Genomic DNA, 13,067 nt, shown 5'->3' with positions numbered 1-13,067 from the left:
GGGCGGTGCACCGGACGGGATGCACCGGCCTTGCGCGCAGGTCAGGCCACGGCGGGCTGCTGGACCTGCTCGGTCTGCTCGGCCTGCTGGGCGGCGGCGAGGTCGAGGCGGCTGGGATGAGTTGCGCACGGGGCGGTGCCACGGGCACCGCCGTCGGGGCCGATCCTCCGGCGGCGGCACGGCTCGCCGGGCTGGGCCAGGCACCACTCGCACCGGACGCTCAGAGCGTCCGGCAGACCCTGCGCGACGGCTGCCTCGCGTGCCGCTCGGGCGGGCCGGTAGGGCGCGAGGGCTGCTCGGGCGGCGGGCGGTATGCAGGAGCCGATCTCCCGCAGCCTCGCCTCCAGCCTCGGATTGACCCCGTCGCGACCGGTGGTGATCGCTCGGGCCTGGGCGGGCTGCGCGGTGCCGGTGGCGACGGCGTGGCGGGTGCCGACCAGCTCGGCGGTCCAGGCGGCCTGATCGTCCGGATCGACGGACGGCGTGGGGTCGGAGTGCCGGGCCAGGCGGTCGCGCCGGTAGCTCTCCCACGGGCGGGCGACGTCCGCGGGCAGGATCGGGTACGGCGAGGTGCGGATGTGCTGGCGGGCGGCGACGCGGACGTCCCAGCCGTGCGGGGTGGCCATCGGCACGTCGCCGAGCAGCTCGTGCCACTGGGCGAGCTGGTCGCGTGCTTCGCCCTGGTCGGTGCGGATGGTGCGGGGGTCGAGTCGGCCGATGTAGGCCAGCAGGGCGGCGATTTCGCGGCGGTCCATGGTCAGCCCTCCGTTCCGGTCGGCTCGTCGAGGGCGGCGAGAAGGGCGGCGGTGTGGGCCTCGGCCCGCGTCATCCCGCCAGGCGCGGCGCTGTTCTTGCCGGGCACGGCGTGGAGGTTCGGGCGGCCAGGGGCGTGCTCTCGGGCGATCCAGGACCGCCAGTCGGAAGTCCAGGCGTCTGCCGGCCTCGGCTTGAAGTCGGCTCGGTGAGCTCGCCACTTCGCGTCGGCGGCCTGCAGGCCCTGCTCGCCGAGGCGGTCGAGGTGTCCCTGCTGGCGGAGCCAGGCGTCGGTGGCTGGGTCGACCTGCCACTCGGCAGCCGAGGTGACGGCAGCACCACTACTGCTGTACCTCCGGTTCAAATCAGGTTCACTACGGTTCTGTATGCCGGTAGCCGGTACATCGCTGTGCCGGTGGCCGGTACGCCGGGGTGCCGGTTTCCGTCGCGACCTGCCGGTTTCCGGTACTGCCGGTTTCCGGGCCCTCGCGGGGGATTCCGGCACCTCACGGGGGCGGATTCCGTACCGCCGGAGGGCCGAGAGGCGGAGCTTCGCCGGAGCCGCGGGCTCGTCAGACACCGCCGCGTCGTCGTCCTCCGGCTGCTCTCGCCGGGCCTGTATGACGGCCTCGGCGGCGAGGGGCAGGCGGTAGACCGTGCTGCGCTGCGGTCCTACGAGGTCGTCGAGCTGTTCCAGCTCGCCGGCGAGGATCAGGCGCTCGACGGCTTCGCGCACCGTGGAGACCGAGGCGCGCGTGCGCTTGGCCAGGCTGGACAGCGAGGCCCAGGAAATGCACTGGTCGTCGGCCACCCGGTCGGCGATCGAGAGCAGGACCAGGCGCGCGGCCCCTCGGCTGGAGCTGTTCTCCCACACCCACTCGCGGGCTTCGCCGCTCATCGGCCGCCCCCGGTGGGGCGGGCCGGGATGGAGTGCTCCGGCTCGGGGCGCTGAGGCGCTGAGGCGGAGGTGGCTGCCGCGCAGGCCGTACGGAACGGCCTTTTACGCAGGGCAGGAGGCATGCGATACTCCCCTTTGCAGTGTTGCCACGCTGGTGCGCCCGTCGGAAGGACTCAGCGTGGTGATGGTGGGCAGTCGCCGCCCTTGCCGGGGCGGGTATGCCGCTAAGCGCGTTCGGCGTCCGTGAGTTCCGCTCTCGGGCGCCGTCGCTATTTGTGGACCTTCTGGTCCGGTCCGTGCTTGCTGGCTCCTCACGTCCATCCGTCGCGGGCGGGCTGCCCGGGGACGACGAACATACGCACGGACCCCTGTCAAGATCCAGACTTGGTTCGTAAACTCTGTACTGGTTGCAGAGAGTCACCGGACGATCCGCGGTCAGGGCCGCGCGTGGGGCTCGGTGCGGGTCGCCCTCCGGCGTCGAGGAGCACCGTTGCCGCGGTTGCCCCGAACGTCGAGAGCGTGCCATTGTGTCCGAATTGGAGTGGGTGTCTGATACTTCCCACAGCGGAAATGCGATGTGGATGAGGTGTTTCCACGGTCGCCTCCGCGCTTTCCGGTTGAAGATCAAATTCTGGGGTGCCAGACGTGACGTACGTCGCCAGGAGAATGTGGCTCACGCCACGTCGCCCAGCGCACTCCTGCCGGTAGAAAAGGACAGGCCGACCTGAAAACAGGCGGTGCGTGCCACGCAGAAACGTGCTGGCGAGGAAGAACTTTCCATACGCGGGATCGGCTCGTCAACTGGTGTTTATCGCGAGGTAGGGTGGTTGAAGTGAATATGAACCCCGCCCGGAAAAGGATCATGGAAGAGTCGATCGAAGGCCAGATGGACCCCAAAGGGCTCATGGACCGCCTGAACCGCCTGTTCGACACAGTGCACCCGCCCAATCGCGGCCCCTTCAGCAACGCTGAAGTGGCCGAACTGATGGAGAGGCGGGGGCTGGGCAAGCTGTCGGCCCAGTACCTGTGGCTCCTGCGGACAGGGCAGCGCGATAACCCGACGAAGCGTCATCTCGAAGCGCTCGCAGGGTTTTTCGGAGTGGATCCCGCTTACTGGTTTGATGATGCCGTTGCCGAAAAGACAGTGCAGGAGCTTGAGTTGCTCGCACTGCTTCGCGACGCGAAGATCAAGAACGTTCTTCTTCGCCTATCCGACGTCTCCGCAGACGGAAAAGAAGCCGTCCTGGGGATCGTCGAGAGCGTACGAAAATCCGAGGGGTTGCCACCCTCAACTGGCGCGTAAAACGGCCTTAGTTCAGTAAGTGATCAAGGAAAAGTAATGTGGTCCGCACGTAGGCTGCGCCGGCCTGACCTCTTGGCCGAGCTGAAGCTCCCGCACGTCACCAATATCCGCGATCTCAGCGACGAGGTCTCACGCCGCACGGGACGGAATGTGGTCCTAGAGCCCCGTGAGCAGGCACCCTCCGTGTGCGGGGCCTGCGCCGTCACGGAGAGTGCCTTCCACGTGTACTACGACCCGCGGACCAGCTCCCTGCATCAGGACCACATCATCGCCCACGAGTTCAGCCACCTGCTGCTCGGCCATCACAAAAACCGCCCGGCGTCCGCCCTCTCCTCAACGATCTTCACCAGCGTGGGCTCGGCCACCGTGGAGATGATGTTGGGGCGCACGAAGTACGACGAGGACGAGGAGCGGGACACCGAGATCCTCGCCTCGCTGCTCCAGCGCCGGATCATCGACCGGTGGCTGCGCAGCGACGAGTCCTCCGGGGACGAAGTCCAGGACCGGGTCACGCACACGCTCCTGCGCCGACGGGAGGCCCGACCGTGAAGGACTTGCTCCATCCGATCAGCCTCGTCGTCGCCACGCTCGGCTTCCTCTGCCTCCTGCGGGACGTGCCGACCCGCCGCCGTGATCCCGCCTCCACCGCGCTGGCCGCCGTCTTCCTGCTGTCAGGGCTTTCGTTCCTGTTCTCCATCACCCCGATGTGGAACTACCTCGACCGCGTGCTCGGCACCGTCAACCTCTCCGTGCCCCTCGCGCAGGGGTGCGTGGTCGCGCTGCTGGCCTGTCAGCAGGTGGTCCTCACCTACTGGGGGTCCCCACCTGAGGTCGCCCGCCGGCGGAGCCGCCGGTGGCTCGGGGCCGGCTTCGCGGTGATCGCCGGACTGCTGGTGCTGTTCGCCCTGCTGACGCCCAGCGCGCCGCATCCGATCGACTTCACGCTGTACTACGCGCACGACGACTGGTACGCCGCGTACCTCACCCTGTACGTCACGGCCTACACCATCGGTGAACTGTTCCTCGCCCGCGCCTGCTGGCGCCTGGCCCGACGCAGCACCCGCGGGTCCGTCCGCGTCGGCCTGCGCATCGTCGCCCTCGGAGCTACCGTCACCCTCGGATACAGCGCGGTCCGCATCGGCAACGTGATCGCCGGCGCCTTCGACACCTCCCTCGCAGAATGGGAGGGCTTCGCCTGGACCTGCGGCGATGTCGGCGCCATGCTCACACTGATCGGCTGGCTCGTGCCCACCATCAGCGACCAGGCCCAGAGCGTCCAATACCGGATCAAGCAGTACCGCTGCTATTACGGCCTGCGCCCCCTGTGGCTGGCGTTCTACAGCGAAGCACCCGAGATCGAGCTGCCCATCGACCGAGTCGACCCGGCCCAGAGGCGCCGCTTCCGCCGCATCTCGATCCGGCTCTACCGGCGAGCAGTCGAGATCCGGGACGGCCGGTTCGTGATCCGCCGGTATCTCGATGCCGCGGTCCGCGAGTCCAGCGAAGACCACCACCGGGCCCGAGGGCTGCACGGCCAGGAGCTGTCCGCAGCCGTCACCGCCGACCAGATCCTCGCCGGAATCGCTGCCCGGGCCGCAGGTACCCGCCCGGCGCCCGACCAGCTCACCGAATTCGCCGACTCCGAACGCCAGACCAGTCGGCCCATGGACGACATCGATGCTCTCCTCGATGTCGCTCGCCACCTTCCCCGCCAGCCCGCACGAGCCCCCCACCTTGAGCGAGTCTCCGCATGACGATCGACCTCACCCACCAGCCCGCCCACGTTCAGCTCCGCGCACTGGACCGTCGCGAGATCTCCAGCCGCGAGCTGCTGGACCTCCACCTCGCCCGGATCGACGCGAGCCACGTGAACGCCGTCGTTACCCGTGACGACGGCGCGGCCCGAGCTGCCGCGCACGCGGCCGACGAACGCCGCGCCCGCAACGAGAGCAGCGGAGCTCTCGATGGCCTTCCTCTTACGATCAAGGACAGTTTCGAGACGGCCGGCCTGCGCACCACCAGCGGCGCCGAGGACCTGACGGATCACGTACCCACACGAGACGCCGACGCGGTCGCCCGGCTCCGCCACCAAGGGGCCGTGATCATGGGGAAGACGAACACCCCGGCGTACTGCCAGGACCTGCACACCGACAACAGCCTGTTCGGCCCCACGCTCAACCCCCACGACCCCAAGCGCACTGTCGGCGGCTCCTCCGGCGGCCCCGCCGCCGCCGTCGCCGCACATCTGACCCCCGCCGACCTCGGCAGCGACCTAGCCGGCTCACTGAGGCTCCCCGCTCACTACTGCGGCGTCTACGGCCTGCGCCCCACGCACGGGCTCGTCCCGGCCCGCGGCCACATCCCGCGTCCCCCGGGATGGATAACCAGCAGCGACATGGTCACCCCCGGCCCTCTGGCCCGCCATCCCCGCGATCTGGGACTGCTCCTCGACGCGCTGACCACGCCGTCACCCGCCGAGAACAGCCCTTGGCTCGTGAAGCTGCCTTCGGCGCGTCGCGCAGTCGGCCAGCTCCGTGTAGCGGTGTGGGCCGAGGACATGTCCTGCCCCGTCGACCGCGAAACTGCCCATGCTCTCGCCACCGTCGAGCAGGCACTGGCCTCCGCCGGTACGAACGTCCGCCGCACCACGGGACCGGTCGGCTTCACCGACTCTCTCCGCCTCTTCGAGCAGCTCCTCCACGCCACCGCAACGGCCGTCACCAACGACGAAGCCGGCGCGGCCGAACTCGCGGCAGCGCGCGACCTGCACGAGGAGGACGCGAGCCCACGGGCCACCTTCCTCCGCCACCGAACGCAGACACACCGCGCCTGGCTCCGCGCCAACGAAGAGCGCCACCTGCTTCGGGAGACATGGCACCGGTTCTTTGCCGACGCCGACCACGATGTCCTCATCACCCCCGCCGCTCCCACCGCGGCGATCCCGGCCGACACCCGCGCTCTCACGGTCGACGGCCTCGAGCGGAGCTTCTTCGACCAGACCGGCTGGGCCAACCTCACCAGCCACGTTGGTCTTCCCAGCCTGGTCATGCCTGTGGCGCGGGACGCGGACGGCCTCCCGATCGGCGTGCAGCTCGTGGGACCGACCTATTCGGACCGGACCTTGCTCGCAATGGCCGAATACCTGGCGCCGCTCCTCGGAGGGATAGCCGAGGGAACCAGTCTTTGACGCAGTAGGCCAGCGGCGCGCGGATCGGCCAACGGAGGTGCAGCACGGGTTACGCCCGCACCGCCATGACGACGGACGCTTCCCCATCGCAATAGGTGTCCCCGGGGCAGCCGACGCCGTACCGGCCGGGGATGAGGCGGACCTCCTCGGCCCGGTTGAGTCCGATCAAGGGGCCGGGGGTTTCACGCTCATGGGCTGGCGTCTCACCGCTCGCCGCACACGATCAGGGACGGCGAGCACACGTACGCCGAGGCCACCACGAAGTTGGCCGCCTACAACCTGGAGACGGGCGCCCCGCGCCGCATCTCAGAGGCCGAGACCGAGTTCTTCGCACGCTACACGGCGGTGTGATCAGTCTTGCTGACCTCAACATGGTGGCGGAGATCAGCCAGGTCCGGCCAAGGCTCACCGTTCACTCGGCGCTCACCGGCACGGTCGGGGCGTGCCGTGCCTCGTACGGTCGGCACGGTGAACCTGAAACGACGGTCTCGCTCGGCCGAGTAGCGGACGAGCGAAACCGTCCGCGACGAAAGTCGTCACCCCGCGTTGCTGGAGCGGCCCGGGGCTCGGTCACCGGAGCGTCGTGCGACGCGCCACCGTGCCTGAAATCCTGGCCGGTCAGCGTAAGCGCAGGCCACGATCCGGACTGCCTCGTAGTACGACGGGTCCGGCCCGAGCGCACCCATGCAGTCCCCGTCGCACCAGTGTTCGTGATACGACAGGGCGCGCCGCCTGGCCTGGATCGTTGCCCTGTACTCAGGCGTTGCCGTGCGCTTCCGTCCGAATACGATGTGGTTCCAGTCTTCCGACGACAGGATTAGGTCATCGTCGGTCATCGGCTGGCGGGGGGTCGTCTCGCCGAACAGCTCGGTCTCGTCGGCGTCGAGGTTTGCCGCAACGAAGTCCAGCAGTGCGTCCATCAGGCCCCCTGTGTCACGTGAGTAGATGGGCCGCAGCCTAGCGATCTGGGTGGGGCAGTAGGAGTCGCAGCCAAGACATTTCGTCTTCCCTCGTGTGGTCGGCATGTTGAGCGCAGACGGCGGTCGCGTGTCATCCGGTCACGGCGTCAACGGCCGAGAGGATCATGTCGAGCTGGAAGCCGGCCGTACGGGCGAGGGGGATCGGCTCGGGCCGCAGCGCGGTCTCCGCGGCGGCGAGCCAGCGGACGAAGTGGCCTTCGATCTCGTCCCGCGCGTCCTTGAGTGCCGGGGCGGCGCCGCGGGCCAGCTCGGCGTCGAGGGCGCGCAGGAGCATCCCGGTGGTGCGCAGCGGGCCGAGGTGGGCGAGGTCCTGCCCAGATCCGCCCTCCGGGTTGCGCCGGTAGGCGGCGGCCATCATGGCGTGGATGCCGAGCCTGTCGGTGATGGCGGGCAGGAAGGGGTTGTCCTCGCGGGGTGTCAGGAGCGCGGCGGCGGGGGCGAGGACGGCCGCCGTGTCCTCCAGGTGCCGGGCGGCGTACTCGGCGGGGAAGTCGTGGCGACCGCTGGTCCACATCGGCGTCTCGGTTGCGAAGGCGAGGCTGGCGCCGCGCGCGTGGGCGTGGTGCACGCTGCTGGCGCCGAACGGCCGCCGTCCGTTCCCGGGGGCGGGGGCCATCTGCTCAGCGGGCGGCAGGACGTGGACGCCGGGGCCGGGCGACTCCCACTCGATCGCGTCCGACGGCACGGCCTCCACCGGCAGCTTGTGGCGGGCGGAGGCCCGCTCCAGGATCGGCACGAGCGCCGGGTCGGGCGTGGCGGCAAGGCAGAACGTTCCCCCGCTGTCGCTGTTGTGAAGACTGATCAAGCCGTTCGGGGCAGCCCGGTCGATGGCGTCGGCGACGGCCCGGCTCTCGGGCAGCACCACGTCGAAGCCGGTGCGAGGAAGGCCCCAGTCGGGCTGGTCCGCCTCCGCCTGACGGAAGAACTTCCGGTGGTACGACTCCAGGGTCGGTGCGCCGGCCGTCGACCACCATGCCTCGTTCAGGCGTGCGCCGTCGGGGTCGATGATCGGCAGGATGTACCAGGAGCAGCGTCGGGCATCGGGGTGGCTCACCACGTACCGCGCCAGCGCCAGCACGGTCGCCAAGGCCACCGGCTCATTGCAGTGCGGACCGCCAACTACCTGGATGCTCGGGCCGTCGCCGGGAACGATCAGCATGGTGAGGGGCTCGCCGTGCCGGGACTTCCCGATCGTGACGAGCTCGCAGACGTCCGCATGCTCGCGGGCGAGGGCGGCGACCTCGGCGGTCAGCTCGTCGACGGTGGGCGGGCGGTCGCCGAGGTAGGCGTGCGCAGGGCTCACGGGAACACTCCCAGGTCAGGGGTGGTGATGTGGTCGGCCGTGAGTCTGGTGCAGCACTGCGTCCCGTGGCTATGGAGTTGCGGATAGTTGCGCCGAACCCAGCTTGATCTCGCGGAAGTTGCCGAGATTTGCACCGTTCTCGCCCGGCGGACCAGGGAGTTGCGAGTGTTTGCGCCCAAGCGCGGCTGTCGCTTCCTGGCGATGGGGCCACGTATGCGAACGGTCGCCGAGAGCGGATACCGGTACGGGAGAGGCCGTGCCCTGGCAGCATTGCGGCATGAGTCCTTGGGAGATTGCGCTTCTGGCCGCGGGGGCGGCGGCAGCGGGCGGTTTGACCACTGCATGGTTCGCTAGGCCCATGAAGATCAAGACGCCAACGGGTGCACAGCCGCTCGCGGCAGCCCTCCTGGCTCTGAGGAATGACGCCGCCAGGGTCCAGCGCGAGCGGGAAGCGCGCCGTCCGGCCTACCTTGAGCTCCTGGTACGCGTTGATGCCGCACTCGGCATGACCGGCATATCGACGGTGGAGGAACGGAGGACTGTCACCGGTGCCCTGGACGTCCTGGAGCTAGTCGGCCCCGGCAACGTCGTCGAGACTGCTCGGCACCTTGCCTCGCTCGCTCAACGTGACGGCGGCATCCCGTCCAGCGAGGTGGAGCAGGCGAGGACTGCGTTCCTTGCCTCGGCCCGCAGTGCCCTGGGTTCCCCCGCCGGCGCGCTCTCGGCGGGTGACGTCAGCGAAGACCTGCTCGCCGACCGCGCGCCTTCGGCAGTGTCCGACACCGCCTGAACCTTCTCTCGCGACTCCCGAACACCGGCGTCCGGGTTCACGGGCATCACGTGCCTAGCATTTCCGCCGTGCACGGTGACGGGGCGTGAAGCTGTCCCACCAGGAGTTTTGGCCCTTGCTAGGGTTCAGGGCGGGCGCCGCCTTCGAGCGTCCTGGAGACGGACGTACGGGGCGCAAACGCCCACAGGATGAGGGGATCCACTATGCCGCGCCGCGACACCGACTCCGTGCGGACCGTGCTGCTGGGGTGCTTCGGGCTCGCAGGGTGTGCCGCCGGATGGTTCCTGCCCGCCCCCGCCTCGTACGCGGGCGTCCTGATGGGTTCGATCGCCATCGGGGGCCAGTTGGTGCTCCAGGCGGAAGTGAACAACAAGATAAAGGAGGAGCGCCGGAAGCTGATGCGTCGCGAGCTTTGCGAGCGCTCCCGGCGTGGCCCGGACGCGTGACGGACGCCGGGATTGCGGCGTGTAACGAGCCGTCCTCGTACGATGCCCTGGCTGTCTTGAGCCCGATGGGACAGGGTGCTACTCGGCCGCTGCCGGGAATGCCGGGCGCGCGCCAAATCGGCTGATTTGCAGTCGAGTTCGCCAGGTTCGCGAATCCGGCCATGTGTGCCCGACAGCGGAGTTACCTTCGGATCATGGCGGATGAGATGCGGCATTTCGAGATCCTCGGCACGGTCAGTCGGCTCACAGCGCTAGACCGCGGGGTTCCGGTTCGCGGGCAGGAGTTTGTCTTCGGGCGGCCTCACCACGCGAGTCCAGGTGAGCGACCGGTACGACATGGCGATGTCCGACGCCGACATGTCGATGCCAGTGCCGCCGCTCCGCGCCGAGTTGTATCTGACCCTCCCTGGATCCACGGACGACAAGGAAGTCGCCTATCCCTTCGGCCACCCCGTCGACCACTTGGGAAACACCGTCCGCCACCTCATCCGAGGCGGCGGAGCTGTGGAGGTTTGGTCACCGCTCCGCCCCGCACTCGGTGACCACCCCGTATCACGGCCTTCCTGGCTGTACTGGGTGGTTCCACATCTCGACTTCGGCTGGTACGGAGCGGACTTCAGCTGGTCGATGCAGGATCAGACCGTCCGGTTCTGCGGAGGATTGCGCGACGGTGCCGCATGGGGGCGGGGCGTCCACCAGGTGTACGCGGCCGGGGGCGTGACTCCTCGCCTGATCGATCCCCTGCCGGCCGGTATGCCCATGCTGCCGCTGGTCACCACGGTGCCGCCGCCGGACAGCATCGACTGGAGTGCGAAGCTGATCGAGGCGGTCACCAACCCATTGGGCAGTCCGCACTGATCGGAGTATTCGGGTCCGAGCGCCGCAGACGCGCCTCGTGCCGGATACCATCCTGGCCGAACGCTCGACGGGGTCATACGGGGGACGCGTGGAGGCAAGCGATGCCGATTCGGTGCGAGCCCGGTTGCGGGCGGCGCCGACAGATCCGCGTGAGCGAGATGCGCTCTGCGAAGCGATCTCCGCTGAGTTGGTAGCGGCCGAGGCCGAGCCACCGTTCGACATCGCCTCAACGGACCTGGATTCGGACGCGTTCTTCATCTGCGCAGATCGCTTCTGGAGAAGGAGATTCCTGGCCGACCCCGGGCTCGAGACCGCCACGGCGTGCGGGAACTGGATTCTCAGCCGGGTCGCCGACCCGTGGCAGCGCGACACGGCTGAGATCTGGGCGATGGGCTTCGGCTTCCTGACGGCCGCGGACTTCGGCAGAGACCCGCTCGGCGAGACGGCCCAATATCTGGCCCATTCCCAGGATCAGCCCGAGGCCGTCACCGAGTTCTCCCGCCTGTATCAGGTCGGGCGGGCACGAACGGCGTTCCGCTTCGACGACGTGCACGCACTCCTGCTGGCAGGACGCGAGGAGTCCGACCTTCTCCGGCCCCTGGAGCACGCCCTGCTCGCGTTCGCCATACTCGGGTCACCGCAATGGACCCGCGCGTACGCGCAGATGAGGGCCGAGCAGGCGTGGAAGCGGCGCGCCGGCTCGAAGGCCGCACTCGACCTGCTGCTCAACGGGCTCGGTGTCGCCCACCCCTTCATCGAGCAAGGACCGCTGCTCGTGTCCTGGGCTTCGCAGGCAGTACGCGAGCTCCCCAATTCGCATAGCTGCTGGTACTGGCTCGCGACAGGTCAGCATATGGTCGGCCATCAACCCGAGGCCAGCACGAGCATCGCCAAGGCCCTCGCCCATCTCCCCGCGACCGGCACCCGCGTCAGTCACAACCTGCTCCTGGAGCAGTACCGCACCCTCATGCTCGCTATCCGTACGGCCCCGAGCCGCTCGTCATGACGGCGGCTGTGAGGCCGCCGTCCCCGCCGCCGGTCTGGCACTCGAAGTCGGACGGTGAACAACTCGGCAGACAGCTCCTCACAGGGCCTCCGGGGCTCAACTTGGCCGCCTGTCAGGCAGCTTGGGCGGCATTCCGCACTGTTGGGTAGCGTGCAGGTGTCGCAATGCGTATCCCGACAAGGGAAAGGTGGGGGCGTGGAGAGCTTCTTCTCTCCGAAGAGGACATGGGCGCAGGGCCCGTATCTGCACTTCGTGGCCAAGCTGGATGACCCGGCGTACGTGGAGTACACACGGGCGCACCATGAACTGCTGGCCGAGCACGGGGACCAGGTAGGGACCGTGCCTGCCGAGTGGCTGCACTGGACGGTACTGGGTATCCACCACCTCCTGACTCGGGACCAGGTGGAGCGCGCGGTTGAGCGGGTCCGCTACAAGCTGGCCATGGACAGCACACGTGCGGACGTCCACATGGGCCCAGTGTGGCCCGGCCCGAGCGCCGTGACCGTCGCGATGTACCCGGAGACGGCGCTCGCACGCGTGAGCAACCAAGTCAGGGAAGCCGTCTGCAGCGTGGACGGCATCACCCTGCGGCCAGCTCCGGACCGTCCGTGGCCGCACTCCACACTCGCGTACTACGCACCGGTGACGTCCATGACGCCGACTTCAACCGCCGCCTTCGCTCGATCCGGCCAAACCGTGTGGAAATCAGCGTCAGCAGCGTGCACGCCGTCTACATGCACCAGGACCTCGACCTCGGGTACTACAGGTGGGACCACCTCGCGGAACTCCCCTTGGGCAGCTTCGCAGTCCTGACAGTCCGCGCCCGCCTGGACGAGCTGGTCACGCAAGCGGAGCGGGAGGGCAACCCCCTGTGGGCCGAGGCGTGGCGACAGACGCGCACCGTCCTGGCCCCCGTGTTCGGGGACGAGAAGTTCACTCCGCCCTGGTCCACCCTGGACGTCGGCTCCGACCACGTCGAGGCTGCGGGGGCCTTGGCGGTCAGCCTCTACCTGCTTGCCCGTGAACGCTCCGTGGCCCCGGCCGACATCACGGTTCAGGATCTGGACGAGCTGGCTGACTCGGCGCCCGGCGCCGGGAGGCTCCGCACGCATGAGCAGATCCGAACTCGACTTGTGGCGCTGGGCCACGCGTTGGACGATGCCGATGATCCTGTCGCGGTGCGCTGGCGCGCACTGGACTACGTACACGAGGAGCCCGCCTACGGGGACCTTGACGACAGCTCGCTGCGTGCCGGTCACGCGGGAGAGAACGGCCTGCGCCACGTCCTCGCTCCGTTCTACCGCGAGCGCATCCGCTTCTGACCGGGGGCGGAACAGGTGGCCGGCCGGACGTCCTCCCGGACGCTGTGGTCTCTGTCCCAGGGGCAGTTGAGGAAGATCCTGGAAAGCGGCACCCCGGCCTGGTGCAGACGGTCACCATGGTCAAGGGACGCCGAAGCGGCGTCCGCTGTAGCGGGGAGGAACGCGTGGAACCGTTCGTGCCGAAGTTTCAGGGCCGCCCGTGGGTGAGCGGGATGCGAGCC

The 13,067-nt window shown here is 68.9% G+C and carries 13 protein-coding genes; 9 read left to right on the top strand and 4 right to left on the bottom strand.

Features of this window, described 5'->3' with window-relative positions:
- Positions 1-41 precede the first annotated feature (41 nt).
- The gene (locus tag J7E91_RS19065; RefSeq protein WP_214906208.1) at positions 42-755 is read right to left on the bottom strand and encodes a hypothetical protein; all 714 of its coding nucleotides are present in this window, start codon (positions 753-755) and stop codon (positions 42-44) included.
- A gap of 2 nt (positions 756-757) precedes the next feature.
- Positions 758-1,651 carry a helix-turn-helix domain-containing protein gene (locus tag J7E91_RS19060; RefSeq protein ID WP_214906205.1) on the bottom strand — a complete coding sequence of 298 codons (894 nt, stop codon included), beginning with the start codon at positions 1,649-1,651 and terminating at the stop codon, positions 758-760.
- Positions 1,652-2,483: 832 nt separating this feature from the next.
- On the opposite strand from J7E91_RS19060, the gene J7E91_RS19055 reads away from it, so the two are divergent.
- The 4 genes from J7E91_RS19055 to J7E91_RS19040 are packed head-to-tail and all read left to right on the top strand — an operon-like array spanning position 2,484 to position 6,141.
- Positions 2,484-2,954, top strand: a complete 471-nt coding sequence (locus J7E91_RS19055; RefSeq protein WP_374224740.1) for an XRE family transcriptional regulator — start codon at positions 2,484-2,486, stop codon at positions 2,952-2,954.
- Between the two features lie 36 nt (positions 2,955-2,990).
- The gene (locus tag J7E91_RS36050; protein ID WP_251015910.1) at positions 2,991-3,503 is read left to right on the top strand and encodes a hypothetical protein; all 513 of its coding nucleotides are present in this window, start codon (positions 2,991-2,993) and stop codon (positions 3,501-3,503) included.
- Positions 3,500-4,708 carry an MAB_1171c family putative transporter gene (locus J7E91_RS19045; RefSeq protein WP_214906201.1) on the top strand — a complete coding sequence of 403 codons (1,209 nt, stop codon included), beginning with the start codon at positions 3,500-3,502 and terminating at the stop codon, positions 4,706-4,708. Before J7E91_RS36050 ends, J7E91_RS19045 begins: the two co-directional genes overlap by 4 nt.
- Positions 4,705-6,141 carry an amidase family protein gene (locus J7E91_RS19040; RefSeq protein WP_214906196.1) on the top strand — a complete coding sequence of 479 codons (1,437 nt, stop codon included), beginning with the start codon at positions 4,705-4,707 and terminating at the stop codon, positions 6,139-6,141. The genes J7E91_RS19045 and J7E91_RS19040 overlap by 4 nt, the downstream gene beginning before the upstream one ends.
- 536 nt (positions 6,142-6,677) lie before the next feature.
- Here the strand turns inward: J7E91_RS19040 and J7E91_RS19035 are convergent.
- Entirely contained in the window at positions 6,678-7,061 is a 384-nt protein-coding gene (locus J7E91_RS19035) for a DUF6221 family protein (RefSeq protein WP_214906193.1), read from the bottom strand.
- Between the two features lie 130 nt (positions 7,062-7,191).
- A complete protein-coding gene (locus tag J7E91_RS19030) occupies positions 7,192-8,424 on the bottom strand; it encodes a M14 family zinc carboxypeptidase (protein WP_214906190.1) in 1,233 nt (410 codons plus the stop codon).
- A gap of 358 nt (positions 8,425-8,782) precedes the next feature.
- Between J7E91_RS19030 and J7E91_RS19025 the strand changes: the two genes are divergently transcribed.
- From J7E91_RS19025 to J7E91_RS19005, 5 genes are all read left to right on the top strand, one after another.
- A complete protein-coding gene (locus tag J7E91_RS19025) occupies positions 8,783-9,214 on the top strand; it encodes a hypothetical protein (RefSeq protein ID WP_214906187.1) in 432 nt (143 codons plus the stop codon).
- 203 nt (positions 9,215-9,417) lie between these two features.
- Entirely contained in the window at positions 9,418-9,660 is a 243-nt protein-coding gene (locus J7E91_RS19020; protein ID WP_214906184.1) for a hypothetical protein, read from the top strand.
- Positions 9,661-9,978: 318 nt separating this feature from the next.
- The gene (locus J7E91_RS19015) at positions 9,979-10,518 is read left to right on the top strand and encodes a hypothetical protein (RefSeq protein WP_214906180.1); all 540 of its coding nucleotides are present in this window, start codon (positions 9,979-9,981) and stop codon (positions 10,516-10,518) included.
- 88 nt (positions 10,519-10,606) lie between these two features.
- A complete protein-coding gene (locus J7E91_RS19010; protein ID WP_214906177.1) occupies positions 10,607-11,524 on the top strand; it encodes a hypothetical protein in 918 nt (305 codons plus the stop codon).
- 719 nt (positions 11,525-12,243) lie between these two features.
- Positions 12,244-12,846, top strand: coding sequence for a hypothetical protein (locus J7E91_RS19005; protein WP_214906166.1), 603 nt, complete (start codon positions 12,244-12,246; stop codon positions 12,844-12,846).
- The last annotated feature ends 221 nt before the right edge of the window (positions 12,847-13,067 follow it).

The organism is Streptomyces sp. ISL-99, from assembly GCF_018614005.1.
Taxonomy (GTDB): domain Bacteria; phylum Actinomycetota; class Actinomycetes; order Streptomycetales; family Streptomycetaceae; genus Streptomyces; species Streptomyces flavidovirens.
Note: the sequence above shows the minus strand (reverse complement) of the source record. Positions and strands in the feature narration are given on the sequence as shown.